The sequence below is a fragment of the Mucilaginibacter galii genome, assembly GCF_014635825.1.
Lineage (GTDB): Bacteria > Bacteroidota > Bacteroidia > Sphingobacteriales > Sphingobacteriaceae > Mucilaginibacter > Mucilaginibacter galii.
Window position 1 is genome coordinate 24,552 of record NZ_BMDO01000011.1, and the last position, 17,918, is coordinate 42,469.

Consider the following 17,918-nt stretch of genomic DNA (forward strand, 5'->3'; position numbering starts at 1 on the left):
CAATAATATCATTGTATTTCGGGGGTTTAAGTTGATAGTATTTATCTAAGCACATCCTTATTAAGTGTTGAGTTTCGGGGAGAAATGTTAAAGAATGTGAAATAAAATCTTAGTGTTGATATGGCTTTTAACTTGGCCTGAAATTTCAAATTAACATGAAGCCATTTCTTATTCTCACCCTCTGCGTATTAAGCACTGCAATTTTTCAAGGCTGTAAAAAAGACAGTACAGACGCAGATACCACGACCACCACAACCGAAACACCCATACTGCAGGCCTACATAGGCGGCACTGTATGGACACCCGATACGCTAACCACCACCCTGGTGCACAATGCCGCAACCAGCAGCAAAGTGCTTACCTGCACCGGTACCAAGAGCCAGAAAAGAATTGTATTTTCCATTAAGCAGTCGAGCGCCGTTAATGATAGCAGCTTCCCTGTGGCTACTTATAATGTAGATGGCAGCAGCAATGTAAATATGTCTTACTATACCCAACAGCTAACCACGGCCGGTCTTTACGATTTTGTACTTTATGGAACCGCACAAGCCGGATCGGGCACTATTACCATTACTTCGGTAGATACGGCCAATAAAACCATAACCGGCACTTACAGCTTTATCTCAAGTAAATTAAACTATGATGCTGAGGGCAACTATGAATCAATTACGTTGGCTGCCATTACTACGGGCGTATTTAATGCCATGCCATACACGTTTGCCAGTAACTAAACACTACAAATACAATTGCACCATCTGCCGCCAAAAGCGCGGTAGATGGGCGTTGCCTTCCCACTCATAAAAACTGTGGTCTATATCTTTTTCGTGGAGTATATGGCTAAACTGCAAAGTGCTGGGGTAAAACGGATCTTCTTTACCAATAGCTATAACTATTTCCATTAGCCGTATAGCCTTTAGGCGGGCATATTGTTCCAAATCGGCCATGTAATGCTGCGGCGTATTCAGGAAAATTTGCTGGTTACGAAAGCCATCAAACAGGTCGTCATAATTTTCCAACTGCATGGTAAGGTCATACCGCCCGCTCAGGCTTACTACCTTGCTAAATACCTGCGGGTGGCGTAAAGCAATATTCATGGCATGAAAAGCACCCATGCTGCAACCGGCTACCTGTGTATCGGTAATACCAATATGCTTTTGCATAAATGGCACAACTTCCTCAAGTATGTAATTTTCATACTGCAGGTGTCGGTTTATGCGTTGCGAAGGTTCAATGTCTTTATTATAAAAGCTTTCGGCATCAATGCTGTCCACACAAAACAGCATGAGTTCGCCCTTATTTATACGCTCGCGCACGCCGCCAACTACGCCCCAGTCTTCATAATCGTAAAAGCGGGCCATACGCGTTGGGAAAAACAGGATAGCACGGCCGGCATGGCCAAAAACCAATAGTTCCATGTCGCGTTGCAAATTGCTGCTAAACCATTTATGATAGGCTCTTTCCATTGTTGGCTTTGTGTTAGCGTGAATATCTGAACTCTAATGTTACCTGCACATGAAATAGCTGTTATTCATTAGCGGCTATACTACTACTAATGAGGTGGGCCCAAACGGTGTATCCGGCCGCACTTAAATGTAAACCATCGTCGCCAAAATACTGTTTGTCGGGTAGGCCGTCAGCATTCAGCATAGCTTTAAAAATATTGATGAACCGCCAGTTATCTTCCTGCTTTATAATTTCGCTCTCAATTAAATTGTTGGCGTATTTAAATTTATCGGCTATTTGCCAGCGACTGGGGCTGGGCTTTAACGAAACGTAATAACAAGGTATGCTGCCACCAAACCTGTTGCGCACTTTTACCACCAGTTCCTGGAAAAACAGGAACACTTCTTCCGGACTGCGTCCATCGCCCAAATCATTATCGCCAGCGTAAACCACCAGGCGCTTGGGGTTAAACGGCATCATCAACCTGTCGAAAAACCACACACAGGCAGCCAGTGTAGAACCGCCGAAGCCCAGGTTAACCGGCTTTAGGTGAGCCATATCCTGGTAAAGTGTGTTCCATAACCGTATGCTCGAACTGCCGTAAAAAACCGTTTCGGGTTCATAGCAGGTTTTCAAACTTTCTTTCTCTAAGGCTTTCACCTCATCTTCGTACCAATACATGGTGTAATATTATAAAAAATGCTTTAGTATTTTGTGCACCATTGCAGGCTGCAAAATCAACAATTTAAACTCAAAAAGTTCTGTTGAGTGTCTAAATAAATAGTTCACTAATCCCTCTCTACCCTCCCGATGGAGGGAATTACGCTATGTTAAATGCGAACAAACTATTGCCGAATAAACTTTATCATCACTTTCGCTCGAGGCCATGGAGGAATTTACCCAACAATGCAAAACAAAAGAGGTGCCTGCTTAGCAAGCACCTCTTTAAAAAGGAGATCATAAAAACAACTTACTTAATGTCGATCTGACGACTTACCGCTTTCGCTTCTTCTTTTTTGGCTACATCAATTTGCAGTACGCCATCATTGTAAACGGCCTCAATACGGCTATCGTCGGCAGTTTTGGGCAGGGTAAACGAGCGTACGAACGAGGTATAGCTAAACTCGCGCTTATTGTACTTCTTGTGGGTTTCGTTGTTTTCAGCACGTTGCTCAACCGATACGGTTAGCATGTTGCGCTCGGTAGAAATTTTAAAATCTTGTTTGCGTAAGCCCGGGGCCGCCAGTTCAATGTGGTAAGCTTCGGGTGTTTCGCTGATGTTCACGGCCGGTACGCGCGATGTCATGCGGTCGGCCACGAAGGCATCGTTAAAGAAGTTTTCAAAAATGTCGGTAAAACCCGGCATTAAAGCATTGTTGCTTTTGTCACTATTCCATTTAACCAAACTCATAGCTTGTTCCTCCTAAAATTTGTTTTAAATTGAATGAACTATAAATTAATTAACTGATTTACAACCATACGTAATCAACACCTGTGCCAAAGGTATTAACCAATATAGATCCCCAAAAACTGACGTATGAAAAATATTTTTCTGAAAAACTTTCAGTTTTAGATGCCATTTTTTCGCAACGTAAGCCTTTTTTTCAGTTTGTAACTGACAGTTCAATTAAATAACTGATATACCAGTTGTAAAACTGAACTACAAGTTATATATTTGAAATATGGAACCGTTGACTAAGGCAGAAGAACGCGTAATGCAGGCATTATGGGATTTAAAGACCGCTTTCGTAAAAGATGTCATTGCCAAACTAACCGATGAGCCAAAGCCGCCCTACAACACCATTTCATCGGTAGTTAGGCAGTTGGAGAAAAAAGGATATGTGGGGTATAAAGCTTACGGCAAAACTTACGAGTACTTCCCACTCATTACCAAGAGTGCTTACCGTAAGAATGCTTTTTTCAAACTGTTTACCAATTACTTTGACCACTCGGCCGAGGCGCTGCTGAGCTTTATGGTGAAAGAGAAAAGCCTGACTGCAAAAGAGCTTAAAGAGATCAAAAAATTGATAGACAAACAATAACCGCTATGGAAATACTGACTAACCTGGGTAAAATATCCATCTGCATGGCGGTGTGTTACCTACCCTACTATTTTGTATTTAGGAAGTATACCTTTTTCACGCTTAACCGGTGGTATTTGCTATCGTCGTTAATGGTTAGTTTGCTTATACCCTTCATCCATATTAAAACTACTCATGCGAATGGCTTTAACAGGAAAATATCCATCGAAGAAATGAGGGAAACCGGCGCTATCATTGAGAATATATTGGTACCTGCTAAACACCTGGCCATCAACTGGCTGCAAGTTACCCAGTGGATATATATTTCGGTAACAGTTATACTGGCAGCAAGGCTATTGTTTACAGTTGTTTTGATACTTTATAAAGCACTAAAACACGGAAAGGTGGTAAACGGGCAACGCGTAATTTACCACCTTTCGGGTCATAACTCTTCATTTTTTAATATTTTATTCTTAGATATAAACGGATTAACCGAAGATGAACGGCAAACCGTTTTGGCTCACGAACAGGCCCACGTACGCTTAGCACATTCGGCCGATAATTTATTTACAGCAGTGCTCAAAGTTGTCTTTTGGTTCAATCCTTTCATTTACCTCATGGCTAACAGCCTGCGTCAAAATCACGAATTTGAGGTAGATGCCTTAATAGCCTCCAAACAAAATCCTAAAACCTACGCCGGACTATTATATAGGATGTCGGCTTGCAATAAGTTACAGATATTGAACCAGTTTAACTCGGGCGGCTTAAAAAGCCGGGTTAATATGCTATTTAAAAGCAAAACCCACACGAACCGCAAATTGCAATACCTTGTTGCGTTGTTGTTTTTGGGCATCTTCAGTTCAGGCTTTATATTGGAGGGCAAAACTATCACCGATAAATTACCGCATATAGGCAACGTACTGCTACGTAAATTCGCCAAACCCGGCCCTCCCGCCACCAGCACTTTTCGCATGAGCAAGGAAGTGTATTTGCCCATTGCAAAGCGTGATACCGCACCCACACCTAAGCGTAGTGACATTACGAAAGATACCACCCGCATAAACGCCTGGGCCAATGACTCTACTTATGTAGATGTAGAAAAAGGCATTACCCATTTATACGGCGATGCGCATGTTACTTATGGCAATATCCAGATCATAGCCGGTTACATCAGAATCAATAAAACCAACGGTACCATATTTGCCAAACATGCCAAAATAGAAAGCCTCAAACCTTCATTTAAAGAGAATGCCTTAACTGCCGATTCGCTCACTTTCAATTTGAAAACCCGCAGGGCTATCACCTTTAATGCCACAGAAGTACAGTAGTCGGCTTTAAAGTTTTTAAATAAGCAGGGCCTGTCTGCAATAAACTTAAAGTTGTGCAGTTTCATAAAAACACAACCTTACTATGCCATCACTTATTTGCAAAACCCTGGGGCTTATTTTTTCGCTTACGCTTTTACATTCGTTTGTTTTTGCACAAACCAGCACTCTATTTAAAACCAACCAGCGCTTTGGTTCAGCTGCTACCTTTAACTTAGATACTGGCAAAATCTTAAAGAAAGCCAGAAAACACCTTAACCGGCCCGATACCACGCACAAACCGGCCATAGCCGTTAGGAGGTCGGCCGTAATACCGGGCTGGGGACAAGTGTACAACCGCACCTGGTGGAAACTTCCTATTGTTTACACTACGCTGGGCTTATTCGGCAGATCGGTGGTGGTGAGCCAGCGCAGTTATAAACAATATCTTGAAGTTTATAAGTTGGTGAATGACCCAACCCGCCCGCGCCCGCCCGTAGGCGACCCGGTACGCACCTTATACGAACAAAACAGCGGGTCTACCCCAAGCCGCCTTGATAATATACAAAGCAATTACCAGCGCAATATGCAATTAAGCGTACTTAGCTTTATAGGCTTTTGGGGCGTACAGGTCATAGATGCTTACATTGACGCCAAGTTCATTCACTCGTATAGTATTGACCGCAATTTGAGCGTTGATATTACGCCGGGTATTGCTATAACCCAAGCAAACTATCCCACTGGTAATGCTCCATTGGTTACTCCAGTTATGAAGTTACTAGTGACTATATAGCAATCATCTGATAATGGTAAGACTTCCCGAAAACAAATTACAGCCCGAACCAAGATTAATAATATAAAAATAAGTACCTATCGGTAAGGGCTGCCCGTTACGCGTACCATCAAAAGCTGATGCATATCCTCTTGACTCAAAAACTTTTTGCCCATTGCGGTTAAAGAGTTGAACCTGCGCCGCAGGGTAATTTTCCATTCCTTTAATTTGCCATAGATCATTTATCCCGTCGCCATTAGGCGTAATGGTATTGGGTATGGTGGTGCCTGAAACACCTACCGCAACCAGTACTTCGGTACGCTGGCTTTCACAACTACCCAATAAGCGGCTTATGTAAATGCTTCGGCTATCTTTTACATTAACAGTTAACCTGCTGCTTTTTTGTTCGGCAATAACCTTATTGCCGGTTTTGCTATCATAAATACGGTAAGTATACCCCGTACCCGGATTGGCAACATTAACCACAGCCTGCCCCGGCCCGCAAAGCTGAATGTTAGAAGCCACCACAGGAGCAGCTAAAGCCGATGTTTGGTTTTGTATGGTATACGTATGGCTCACCATGTCGCAGCCGGTGGCATCTGTTACCTGCAATTCGTAAGTACCTTCGGTCACGTTAATTAATGCAGCGGTTGAGGCTATTTGTCCACCTGCGCTGTTGAGCCATTTATAGGTATAAGGCTGCTTTCCACCTGTAATAGCCACATTTTGAATACTGCCTAACTTTTGCGTGCACTGGTCATCTGTTTTCACTTCCGAATTAAGTGTAATTTCCATAGGTGCAATACGGCTAATGGCATATGCCAGATAGGCGCTCTCGCAACCGTTATCATCAGTCACGTAGAGTTGATAAGTACCGGCATCCAAATTTTGCAACAACGCATTATGCCCGATGGTTACCCCGCTATTATTCTCCCAGCGTACTGCCTTTGGTTGTTGAGTGTCGAAGATCACTTGTATACTGCCATTATCTTGGTTGCAATAAGCTGGGGTTAACACTTTAGTAGATGTATAACCACTATTGATTTGTTGTTTAACAATAGTATACTCCATGCTTACTTTACTACAAGTAGCATTTAAAGCCACCAAATGGTACTTACCCGGCCCAACATTGCTTAAATTTAAAGTAGTGCCCACCAGTTGGTCGTTGTTATCCCGCCATTCGTACGTACTGGCCCCTATAGTATTTATACCGGTAATGCTTCCATTGTTATTATTGCAGGTAGTATTGGTTTGGTTAACGCCCGATACATCAATGATAATGCTATTGGTCTCCGTTATTTCAAATGCCGATGAGTACACCGGCCCGCAGTCCGAATCATCGTTCACCTGCAAGATATACTTCCCGGCGGGCTGATTTTTCAGGTCTTTAGTAGTAGCTACCACTTGGTTTTGAGCATTTTTCCAGCTGTATTTGAGTGTTCCTGTGCCACCTGTAATAGTTAAGTTAATTACACCGCCGGTACTTTGATTACACGGGGTAGATTGGATGGAGGCGGTGGTTTCGTCGATATTGGGGCCGGTGGTGTTCTTGATGGTAATGGGGCCATATTCTGTTGTGCAACTTGAGGAACTAACTTTAATTGTATAATTTCCTGCAGCCAAGTTTGTGATGTCTCTTGTCTGAGCAACTTGTTTACCGTCCTGATCAAACCATGCATAAGTTAACTGACTACCACTGGAGGTTGATGCAAAAAGATTTGTGATGCTACCATTTGACTTACCACACTCCGAATTCTTTACTGCTATAAAAGAGCTATATATCTGTGGTCTTGCATCTTGTATGGTAAAATAATCAGATTCGACTGTGCAAAACTCACCAATAATTAACTTATATCTACCAGGAACAGCATTCTTCAATTCTAATTCAGTAGAAACGATTTCTCCTTTCTCATTAATCCATTTTATCTTTTCTGTATTACTTACCTCTATACCTGCTATTTTACCACTTTGTCCACAATCAAAATTAGTTACCACTACTTTGGCTGCGTTAATCAAAGGTTTAGTGAAGTGGGATGACTGCTTTAGTACGTGTGCATTAGCAATAATACTTCGTGTATAAGATTTTGTAAAATTATATTGCCATTCGCCTGTAGACGATGCGATTGTATTGCCGATAAAGGTTTCAGGAGAACAATTCGTACAGTCATCACTGGCAAAAACATCAACCGAGGCACCTGGAGTTGCAAGCCCTTTTATATACGAAGCTGTAAGCTGTGAAGTTGTTATTGTAGGAATGGTAATTAACCCATTGGCGCTGTATTCTTTATATGTTACACATTTGAAAGAGTTACGGAGCACTTTAACATATTTCGAATTCCAGTTAACTATCCCAGTAGTTGTATAGGCTATCTTGTTTCCATCGTCAGGATTCTCACTTCCTATCACTACTTCTGCATTTACACTTTCCAGAAAAACTGCAACCCCGTCGCCGGGATGAGCCTTTTTTAAATTAAGTGGTATGATACCACTTTTATCAATTCCAAACCAGTTGTGCTCAATGTTTATATTTCCATCTACAGAATAGAACTTTATAGCCCCGGTAGAAAAATGGGTCATGAGATTATCTCTAAATAAGAACTTAACCTTCGGTTGAACATCTGTAGTGTTAATAATACTACCTGATACTACGATACTGGTACCATCGAAAGAATGATCGGTTGTTACGCCATCACTATAAATAGAAAAATAGTTATTAATTATATTAAATGCACTTGTTGTTTGTGTTTGCTTAAGTGTAATGGTAAGTCCACTAATAAATGTATTAGTTTTATTAGTGCCTCCTATATTAACATTAGTTACTTCATTTAAATCAATTCCGCCTGAACAAACAGCCTGAAAAGCATATGGACTTTGGCCGAACAAATTATCTGCAAACTCAATCCCATCTATATTTTTAAAACGCAGATTTCCATAGTTATACCCATTAAAAACATTTCCTTTATTTTGACCGCCAATTATGATATTTTTTGCATTTGTAATTTGCATGGTTGTATGAGCCGCCGCATCTGGATCGGAAATGCATGGATTAGAAGTATCTAAAAAATATAGTCCATAAAATTCCACCTGCTCTACATCTTTCCCTTTAAATAATATAATTGTGATTTTGTTACGAAGCGTTTTGAGGATAACCTTAGCGCTGCTTAAACCTAATTTCGCTCCATTTTGAGTTGATCCGTCAATTGATAAATTTGAACTTAAATCGGGTAAATCACTTGTCAAATTAATCGTGCGCCCGGCCTCGCTCACATCCGGCAAATTAAAGTTGATATAATCCTTTTCTGTATTGCCATTAGCGGCCGCTTTGGTCAAAGCTTCGCGCAGTGTGCCGGGGCCTGCATCGGCATTACTAATTACCACAAAAGTTTCGGCGAGGGATACCGTTGCACAACAAAGTGTAAGAAATAGTGATAAATATATACGCAGCAACATGGTTTGGTTGTTGCTTACTAAACTACAAAAAATTAGGTATTTATATATATCCACAAGTTAGAAGTCAGCATTCAGGGACAATACAATTAACACGACTTGTTTTCAGCGTTAAGGATAGGAGCGGATACCGGCCCGTGGCTAAGGCCTGTGCGGTATGAGCGGATAAGCCAGCCCCGAAGGTAACGCCCTTAAAAGGGAGTCAAGAGTACAAAGCCAAGAGTCAAGACACTTATCCTTTCTCCATACGTCTACAATTTTGGGTCCTCACTCTTTTTGCAAAACTCCTTCCTCCCCAAATCCTTTCTCCATACTAAATTCCTTGGCTTTCCGTATCTTTACTTTTGTGATGATGCAGTCCCCTTCCGAAAAATACAATCAAAAATTTCAAGATATACTGGCCCAGTTAAACGCCGAACAGCTGGCCGCCGTGAACAAGGTAGATGGCCCCGTTTTGGTGGTAGCCGGCCCCGGTACCGGTAAAACGCAGATACTGGCCGCCCGTATTGGCAAGATATTATTAGAGACCGATGCCCAGCCCAACGAGATCTTGTGTTTGACCTATACCGATGCCGGTGCTGTGGCCATGCGCAAGCGTTTGTTTGAGTTTATTGGCCCTGATGCTTACCGCATTAGCATTTATACGTTTCATGCGTTTTGCAACGATATTATCCAGGAAAACCTCGATTACTTTGGCAAGCTAAGCCTGGAACCGCTGACCGACCTGGACAGCGCCATGCTTTTCCGCGAACTGGTGGATGAGTTTGATAAAGACCACCTGCTCAAGCGCTTCACCGGCGATATTTACTACGACGTGCCCCGCCTTAAAAGCCTGTTCAGCACCATGAAACGTGAGAACTGGCAGCTGGATATGATTGAGAAAGCAGTGCAGGAATACCTGGACGATTTGCCTAACCGCGAGGAGTTTATTTACAAACGTCCCAACGCCGCCAAAGGCATCCAAAAAGGCGATGTTAAGCAAAAAGACATTGATGCCGCCAAAGAGGTAATGGCTAAACTGCTTTGCGCCGTGGGCGAATTTGCCAATTACGAGGCCAAAATGAAAACACGCGGCAGTTATGATTATGACGACATGATCATTTGGGTGCTGCGCGCTTTCCGCGATAATGAAGACCTGCTGCGCCGTTACCAGGAACGTTTTCAGTACATTTTGGTAGATGAGTTTCAGGATACCAGCGGTTCGCAAAACGAGCTCCTCAAATTCATGCTCACCTACTGGGATACCCCCAACGTTTTTGTGGTGGGCGATGATGACCAGTCTATCTTCCGTTTTCAGGGTGCCAACATGAAGAACATTCTCGATTTTGCAGGCGATTATGTAGACACCCTGCACACGGTGGTGTTGAAGCAAAACTACCGCTCCAACCAAGCCATCCTGGATATATCGCGGATGCTCATCAGCAATAACCAGGAAAGGTTGACGAGTCAGCTACGCTTAGATAAGAACTTGCAGGCGGCCCATCCACGCTTTGAACTGGAAGCGGTGGAGCCTGTGATTTGCGAGTATGCCAACCCCGACCAGGAACTGGTAGACGTGGCCATCCAGATTGAAGACCTGATTACCCAGGGCACCGACCCGGCCGAAATTGCCGTGATTTACCGTAACCACAGCCAGGTAGACCAACTGATCCATTACCTTGATGCCCGCAAAATTGCGGTGAACACTAAGCGCAAGATCGACATTTTGACCCTGCCTTTTGGCGAGAAGATCATCAATATTTTGCAGTACCTCACCATGGAAATGGATTCGCCCTATAGCGGCGATGAATTACTGTTCGAGATACTGCATTACGATTTTTTCAGCATCCCGCCTATCGAAATTGCCAAGGCCAGCATAGCGGTATCTAAAGCCAACTATAATGTGGCCCTTAACGAGCAAAAGACCTCTATTCGCCGTTACGTAAGCGAGTTGAAACCTGCAAGGCAAGGCAACCTGTTCGACGCGCCCGATGCACAGGCCGAAATGCGCCAGCTCATCGACGGCATTAACGAATTGCTCAAAGCCTCGGTAAGCCTCAGCTTACAACAGTTGTTTCAGCAGGTAATAACCACGCTGGGCATTTTGCGCTACGTAATGCAGCAGCCCGATAAGGGCTGGCACATGGAAGTGCTCACCAGCCTGTTCAACTTTGTGCGCGATGAAGCGCGCCGCACACCTGACGTGAAGCTGAAAGATGTAATGCAGACCGTGGAAACCATGAAGAAGCACAACATCCGCATGGAACTGCACCAGGTGATCCACCCCGAAAACGGCGTTAATTTTTTAACTGCGCATGGTTCTAAGGGACTGGAGTTTGAGCATGTTTTCCTCATTGGCTGCAACAAAAAAATATGGGATGCCAAGGGCCGCAACACGGGCTTTAGCTTCCCCGATACGCTGATGCAAACCAGTGGCGACGACAGCGCCCAGCAGGAAGAATCGCGCCGGTTATTTTACGTGGCCATTACCCGGGCCAGGCAGTGTTTAAGCATATCGTACAGCACTAAAGACCGCAATGCCAAAGACCAGGAAGCCTCGCAGTTTGTGGGCGAAATACTGGCCACCACTCCCCTGCAGGTGCAATACCCGCAGGTAAACGAAGATGCGCTGCTGGCCTGGTTTGCCACCCAGTTTAGCGAAGCCGATAAGCCGGTGGTGCAACTGCTGGATAAGAATTACATTAACCAGCTGCTGCAAGGCTACGTGCTGTCGGTTACGCACTTGAATAGTTATCTGGATTGTCCGCTGAAGTTTTACTTTCAAAATTTGATACGGGTGCCAGCAGGTAAAAGTCCGGCTATGGCCTTTGGGTCGGCGGTGCACCATGCTTTGTACAAGGTGTTCGACCGCATGACCAAGAGCGACAGCCAGTTTCCGCCGGTAGAAGATTTTATGCGCGAGTTTCGCTGGTTCATGTTCCGTAACCGCGATGCCTTTACCAAGGAAGAATTTAGCCTGCGGATGGATTATGGCGACAAGATACTCCCTGCCTACTATGAGCAAAACCTCTATCAATGGAACAAGGTGGCCAAGGTGGAGTTTGCCATGCGCAACCTCACCATTAACGGCATCCCGGTAAAAGGCCATTTAGATAAGATAGAATTTGACGGCCGCCAGGTGACCATTGTAGATTATAAAACCGGCAAACTCAAATACGCTAAAGACAAACTGCAGCGCCCCACCGCCGACAACCCCAACGGCGGCGACTACTGGCGCCAGGCCGTTTTCTACAAAATGCTCATCGACAACGACCGCAGTAAAGACTGGCACGTAATGAGCACCGTTTTTGAATTTATAGAACCCATAGACGGCCAGTATCACAAAGAAAAAATTGTAGCAGCCCCCGACGACGTAACCACCGTAACCCGCCAGCTCACCGAAACATACACCAAAATTATGGCCCACGATTTTGCGACCGGCTGTGGCAAGCAAGACTGCGACTGGTGCCACTTTGTAAGGAGTAATTTTAAACAACCGGGGAAGATATTGGAGAGTGTGGAGGATTAATTAAGGCAGACAGAGTTTGCTTGTATAGTCGTCCGTAGTCAGAGACTACGGACGACTGGGGAGAATAAGAGGAGATCAATATTAATCTTATTTTAGTTATCCGTATCGTATAATATTGGATTTGAAAATATTATTCATAGTTTTAAGAAACTTAAATATGGAAAAATACCGATACCCTGCTTTAAATGTCACAAGGCGCATATCTAATACCCTTTATTTAAGTAAAAACACCCCTGTTCAACAAATAACAGAAAAACACGAGGGAAATGTCCCTGCTCATGGCACCTATGGTCAATTGCTTTTTGATGAGAGATGGCGGACAAAACGCTTAGATATATTAGCAAGAGATAGAAACCAGTGCATAATATGTAATAATACACAAGAACTACAAGTCCATCATAGGCAGTACCATTATATTAAGGCTGAAAGTCAATTCAAGCCGCCTTGGGATTATCCCGAAAATCTGTTAATAACATTGTGTAAGAAATGCCATAACAGAGGTCATAATAAATTCAAAGTACCAACCTTATCTATTTAATAGTGAGTATATTCAACTTTTTAAAACGTGACGAAGTTGAGCTAAATTCTCAACAAGTTGAACCAATATCTTCATCAGAGTATGAGAAACCTCTCCCTGAAATTGAGGAAAACATATTTGTTGAAGCTAATTTATCACAACCAGAAACGGCTCAAACCTCTAAATTTTATACAAATACACCTAAACCAATAATGGACATTTCCAATAATAATATAATTGATAATAATATTGCACTACTGTATACTTTTTTAGATCGCAACCACGAAGCAAAGGGCTATGACGATGCCTTATTAAATCCTGATACAAGCCATCTTGATCAAAATCTTGATGCACTGAAAAATGAATTAGTACGTACTATTAATAAGGTAAAAACATTTTATGAAGATTTCATTCAAGAAACGGAATATCATATACTGAGCAGAGGCCGTAGTGGCATGGTAGATATTGTTGAAGAATTGGAAATGAAAAAGCGAACAGCCATTGGCCACATGGAAAAAGTTAATAAAATTGAGAAAGACGCAGAAAATAATATCGGGGACTGCAAAGGAATTTTATTAAGCTATACTCGAGGATTTAAAAATGGGTTGGCTGCGATTTCCCATCATAATATTCTCACAAAAAGGTTTTAGTACATGAAAAATTGGTGGACAAAATTTGGGTGCTTTCTTACTGGTTACAATTACAATATTTTAATGGCTTCCAGTGAAGTAGCGATGAAAGCATTAAAGAGATACACCTCTGCTATGCTAATCGTTTGTGTACTTTGGTCTTTTATAGGCTTTGTTTTTACAGATCGATATCTAAGCGGTGGGATTTGGGGTTCTCTCCTCGGCGGAGGGGTACTATGCTTCATAATTATTCAAATCGAAAGGCAAATAATACTTTCAACCAATGTAAATAAGTTGATGTATTATTTCAGAGTAATAATCGCTCTTGCGATGGGATTGATTGGTTCAATTATAATTGATCAAATAATTTTCCAAAAAGATATAGAGTTAGGGAAAATTGAAACCTTAAATAAAAAGGTCAGTAGAATATTACCAGAAAGAGCAAAAGAATTAAAAAGCCAGATTACGCAACTTCAAGAATCTATAACTGCGAAAGATGATGAAATAAAAAGAATAACAAAAGATGTTACATTGAACAAGACTGTACAATCGGTCACAACACAAAGTGTCTTAAAACCAGTGATTACAACCAGTCACGATTCATCTAATGCTACAAAAGAGTCCGTCAAAATGGTCAAGGAGAATACAGTGTCAATGACATCTATACTTAACCCTAATATTGCTTTGTTAGCTCCCCTTAATAAACAACTTGCAGATCTAAGAGCTGATAAGTCTGTAAAAGAGTCTTCTTTAATTGAACTAAGGACAAAATTAGAAGCAGAAATTAAAGGAAATACCGGATTTTTAGATGAATTAATAGTGATGGTTGATCTAATAAAAGGCTCTCGTGTAGCATTAATTATCTGGATTTTATGGTTAACATTCTTAATGGGAATAGAACTATTTGTACTGGTTAGTAAGCGTGGTGATGAAGAAAACGATTATGATCTAACTATTAAACATCACATGGCTTTACAAAAACGAAAATTAGTACTGATGGCACGTTCGATAGAAACATCCACAATTTAGTGTTCCCCGTCGCCGCTGTCCGTGGGCCCTTATGCTGGCGCACGCCTGTGGCGTGTGATAACTAAGTAACATCTCTCGCTCACGCAAGCATTTTAGTAAACTCTGTTTAAAAACATAAGTTACAACCTTTTACCACCATTAAACACTACATTCATACTATGAAAACTCTTCCAATAGTTTTAGTAGCGGTGGTTGCCTTAGAGCATCTGTATATTTTATGGATAGAAATGTTTGCCTGGGAAACTAAGGGAAAAAGCACTTTCACCTCGCTGCCTGAGCATTTGTTTACACCTACTAAAGGGCTGGCTGCCAATCAGGGATTGTATAACGGCTTCTTGTCGGCAGGGCTTATTTGGTCTTTGCTCATCAGCGATAATGTTTGGGCTAAAAATGTAGCCCTATTTTTCTTATCGTGCGTTATCATTGCAGCTACTTATGGGGCCATCAGCGTTTCTAAATCTATTATGTTAAAACAAGGTTTACCTGCTATATTGGCGCTGTTGGCTGTTCTGTTCCTTAGTTAGTTTTAAAGCCTAAGTTTAATGCAATTGGGTTTAGCCGTTGTACATTTCCTTAGCATACAAAATCTACTTACCTTGTAACCTATGAAAAAGCTGCTGCTATTCTTGGTTGTCTGTCTACTATACACTAAAGTTAACGCCCAGCAAAACTTGTGGTATAGCTACTACGATAAAAAAACCGAACTCACCGGCTATAAAGATGCGCAGGGCAAAATCAAAATACCGGCTAAGTTTAGCTTATTTACCCATACCGGCGTTTTCAGAAACATTGTACCGGTAAATGAGCAAGCCTCCAATAACAAATTCATCAATTATTACCTGCTTAAAAATGGCAAAAAGGTGGGCAAAGACACCCTCTACGTTTGGGATTTCACCACCGATTGCGAAAGCGAGGAGAAGATCAGGTTTTATGATAAAAAGACAGATAAAGTAGGCTTCTTTAACAAGAACGGCAAGGTAGTTATCCCCGCAGTTTATAATTCGGCCCAACCCTTTTATAACGGACTGGCATTGACCATACGCAACGGCAAAAGAATGTGTTATGAAAACAAACCCTATGATGCGGCCAACCCTTGCGAGCATTGGTTTTGGAACGGTACTACAGCCATCATTAACAGTAAAAACCAAATCCTGGTAGATAATCTGCAAGATGATGTCATATGGCACATGAACTTTTATTCGCTAAAAGTGGGCAGCCAGCCTTTAGATACCGCTATTTATGTAAACCTGAAGGGCGTTAACGGGCAATACTATTCGTTTATTGACTATGATAAAGAGTTTAAGCACTGGTTTTATAAAAGCTATTTACCCCAATTAAATGCAGGCAGCTTACAGGCCAACACTTTTAGTAAGGTCATGGTAGATGAGCGGCACAAAAAGTCGGGAGATAAGCCCATAGCCTTGGCAACGTTTACTAAACGGTATTCGGCATTAGTGCTTAAGAAATTGCAGGCCATTAAGCAAGGTAAGCGTTCGGCATACATTAGCCATGAAGACCTTTATGCCCTATCGTATGATAACGCAGTATTCAAACCCTATTATACCGATTGCGGCATGCCCAACAAAGAGCGCTACCCCGTTTATAGTGTACTGACAGAAACTTTAAATAAAAACAAAACCCTGAACAGCCAGGAAAGCTTTATTTTTCTACGTACCGCGAAGGGCTACAAACTGATAGGAATGACAGTTAATTAAGCTATAAAATCTTAAACATAAACAATAACGACGTCTATACTTACCGCCCTGCTGCTTATTTTTGATAAGTCCACTCCAAACCGTTGGTACGAAAAGGCACCGTGGGCAAACCGGCACTGTTCGCTAAGTTAGGCTGGGCAACTTCTGTCCAGGCAAAACGGGCAGCAGCAGGTTTGCTGATGGATGGATTTGACAGGATAACGGTATTGCCTGCTATCTGCGCTTGCGCATCGGCAAACTGGCCGTCGGTACCGGCTATGCTGAAAAAGTCGGGAGCCTTGCCATCGGTGGTTTTCAATCCATCGGCATTGGCAAAATGAAGGATAATTTTGTCTCCTTTCACTTCCATACGCTCATAAACAGGCCCGCTATAAGTTATCTTTTTAAAGCCGTAATCTTTAGCTAAGGCCAGGTTAGCCAAGCGGCGGCCTACCTCCCATTTGTATGGCGGATGGATATTCTTCAAATCGTCAACCAAATCGGTAATGGTGATGATCCCCGTGTTTGAAATACGGGTAGACTGGATCTGCTGCTCCCAAAACAGGGGAAGCGTTTCGGTAGTATGCGGTATTTTATCCTTACGTTTGGTGTAGTAGTAAGGTGCTATCAGCACCGAGTAAAACGACATTTTATCATTCCCCCATTGTTTACGCCAGCTATCCACAAGGGCTTGCATTTTGTCGGCGTAGCGCATGCCGGGTTCGTTGAGCATGGCATTGCTTTCGCCCTGGTACCACAATACGCCATGCAGCGCAAACGGAGCCAGCGGCTCAATCATACTTTTATAATACTTTCCCGGTGCCATGCTGTCCATCTGCATTTTATCACCATCGGCTGCTTCTTTAGCAAAGGCAGGCAATGCGGCATAGCCCGATGGTGGTGTCCATGGTTCAATGCGGCTGCCACCCCATGAGGAGGCTATAATACCAACCGGCACCTTCAATTTTTCCTGAATATTTTTAGCAAAGTAATAACCCACAGCCGAAGTTTGCGCCAGTGCTTCGCCCTGGCATTCGTTCCAACCGGTGGTGGTAACGTCGGGAAAGCTCAGCTTTTTTTCTACCTTGAACAGGCGGATGTTGGGGTTAATTTTGGTAAGCTCCAATTCGGCACTATCAACTCCTTTGGCAGGCTTGGCGTAACCTTTCATGAGCTTCATGGTGTATTCCATATTAGATTGGCCCGAGCACAGCCAAACCTCACCCACTAAAATATTTTGAAGTTTAATGGTAGCCGTATCCGAAGTAATGGTCATTACCTGCGGTGAAGTATTGGCCTTTAGCGGGTTTAGAACCACTTTAAAATAACCGGCACCATCGGCCACAGCGCCTTTAGCCTGGCCACCGAACGCTACTTTTACGGCTTTGCCCGGATTTACCCAGCCCCAAACCGGCACGGGCTGATTACGCTGCAAAACCATATTGCTGCCCAGTACGTTGGGCAGGCGCACTTGTGCAAATGCAGTGGCAGAAAATAATGCTAAAAAGGATACGGCAAGCGTTTTAAACTTTAACATAGGTAAACAAAAGGCAG

At 42.7% G+C, this 17,918-nt stretch carries 15 protein-coding genes; 10 read left to right on the top strand and 5 right to left on the bottom strand.

The genetic code is table 11. The annotated features are described in order from the left end of the window. Positions 1–155: 155 nt before the first annotated feature. Positions 156–731 carry a DUF6252 family protein gene (locus IEV61_RS17265; protein ID WP_188418306.1) on the top strand — a complete coding sequence of 192 codons (576 nt, stop codon included), beginning with the start codon at positions 156–158 and terminating at the stop codon, positions 729–731. A gap of 3 nt (positions 732–734) precedes the next feature. On the opposite strand, the gene IEV61_RS17270 is transcribed toward IEV61_RS17265, so the two are convergent. From IEV61_RS17270 to IEV61_RS17280, 3 genes are all read right to left on the bottom strand, one after another. After that, positions 735–1,463, bottom strand: coding sequence for an esterase family protein (locus IEV61_RS17270; RefSeq protein WP_188418307.1), 729 nt, complete (start codon positions 1,461–1,463; stop codon positions 735–737). 61 nt (positions 1,464–1,524) lie between these two features. After that, positions 1,525–2,124 (bottom strand): GDSL-type esterase/lipase family protein, encoded by a 600-nt coding sequence (locus IEV61_RS17275; RefSeq protein ID WP_188418308.1) that lies wholly within the window; start codon positions 2,122–2,124, stop codon positions 1,525–1,527. 289 nt (positions 2,125–2,413) lie between these two features. Beyond that, positions 2,414–2,854 carry an Hsp20/alpha crystallin family protein gene (locus tag IEV61_RS17280; protein ID WP_188418309.1) on the bottom strand — a complete coding sequence of 147 codons (441 nt, stop codon included), beginning with the start codon at positions 2,852–2,854 and terminating at the stop codon, positions 2,414–2,416. A gap of 271 nt (positions 2,855–3,125) precedes the next feature. Between IEV61_RS17280 and IEV61_RS17285 the strand changes: the two genes are divergently transcribed. The 3 genes from IEV61_RS17285 to IEV61_RS17295 all read left to right on the top strand — a co-directional run bounded on the left by IEV61_RS17285 (position 3,126) and on the right by IEV61_RS17295 (position 5,561). Continuing rightward, complete coding sequence (locus IEV61_RS17285) at positions 3,126–3,485, top strand: BlaI/MecI/CopY family transcriptional regulator (protein ID WP_188418310.1); 360 nt, start codon at positions 3,126–3,128, stop codon at positions 3,483–3,485. Between the two features lie 5 nt (positions 3,486–3,490). Then, a complete protein-coding gene (locus IEV61_RS17290) occupies positions 3,491–4,792 on the top strand; it encodes a M56 family metallopeptidase (RefSeq protein WP_188418311.1) in 1,302 nt (433 codons plus the stop codon). Positions 4,793–4,874: 82 nt separating this feature from the next. Continuing rightward, positions 4,875–5,561: a DUF5683 domain-containing protein gene (locus IEV61_RS17295; RefSeq protein WP_188418312.1), complete on the top strand. Its 687-nt coding sequence runs from the start codon at positions 4,875–4,877 to the stop codon at positions 5,559–5,561. Between the two features lie 3 nt (positions 5,562–5,564). On the opposite strand, the gene IEV61_RS17300 is transcribed toward IEV61_RS17295, so the two are convergent. Then, positions 5,565–8,990 carry a T9SS type B sorting domain-containing protein gene (locus tag IEV61_RS17300; protein WP_188418313.1) on the bottom strand — a complete coding sequence of 1,142 codons (3,426 nt, stop codon included), beginning with the start codon at positions 8,988–8,990 and terminating at the stop codon, positions 5,565–5,567. Between the two features lie 346 nt (positions 8,991–9,336). On the opposite strand from IEV61_RS17300, the gene IEV61_RS17305 reads away from it, so the two are divergent. From IEV61_RS17305 to IEV61_RS17330, 6 genes are all read left to right on the top strand, one after another. Next, positions 9,337–12,495 carry an ATP-dependent helicase gene (locus IEV61_RS17305; protein ID WP_229747190.1) on the top strand — a complete coding sequence of 1,053 codons (3,159 nt, stop codon included), beginning with the start codon at positions 9,337–9,339 and terminating at the stop codon, positions 12,493–12,495. A 157-nt stretch (positions 12,496–12,652) separates the two neighbouring features. Continuing rightward, positions 12,653–13,033: an HNH endonuclease gene (locus tag IEV61_RS17310; RefSeq protein WP_229747191.1), complete on the top strand. Its 381-nt coding sequence runs from the start codon at positions 12,653–12,655 to the stop codon at positions 13,031–13,033. Positions 13,034–13,035: 2 nt separating this feature from the next. Next, positions 13,036–13,662 carry a hypothetical protein gene (locus IEV61_RS17315; RefSeq protein WP_188418314.1) on the top strand — a complete coding sequence of 209 codons (627 nt, stop codon included), beginning with the start codon at positions 13,036–13,038 and terminating at the stop codon, positions 13,660–13,662. 3 nt (positions 13,663–13,665) lie between these two features. Further along, positions 13,666–14,670, top strand: a complete 1,005-nt coding sequence (locus IEV61_RS17320) for a DUF4407 domain-containing protein (RefSeq protein ID WP_188418315.1) — start codon at positions 13,666–13,668, stop codon at positions 14,668–14,670. Between the two features lie 158 nt (positions 14,671–14,828). Continuing rightward, positions 14,829–15,194 (top strand): DUF1304 domain-containing protein, encoded by a 366-nt coding sequence (locus tag IEV61_RS17325; RefSeq protein WP_188418316.1) that lies wholly within the window; start codon positions 14,829–14,831, stop codon positions 15,192–15,194. A gap of 81 nt (positions 15,195–15,275) precedes the next feature. After that, positions 15,276–16,385 carry a WG repeat-containing protein gene (locus IEV61_RS17330; protein WP_188418317.1) on the top strand — a complete coding sequence of 370 codons (1,110 nt, stop codon included), beginning with the start codon at positions 15,276–15,278 and terminating at the stop codon, positions 16,383–16,385. A gap of 55 nt (positions 16,386–16,440) precedes the next feature. Here IEV61_RS17330 and IEV61_RS17335 read toward each other — a convergent pair whose 3' ends face one another. Next, complete coding sequence (locus tag IEV61_RS17335; protein WP_188418318.1) at positions 16,441–17,901, bottom strand: sialate O-acetylesterase; 1,461 nt, start codon at positions 17,899–17,901, stop codon at positions 16,441–16,443. Positions 17,902–17,918: the final 17 nt, after the last annotated feature.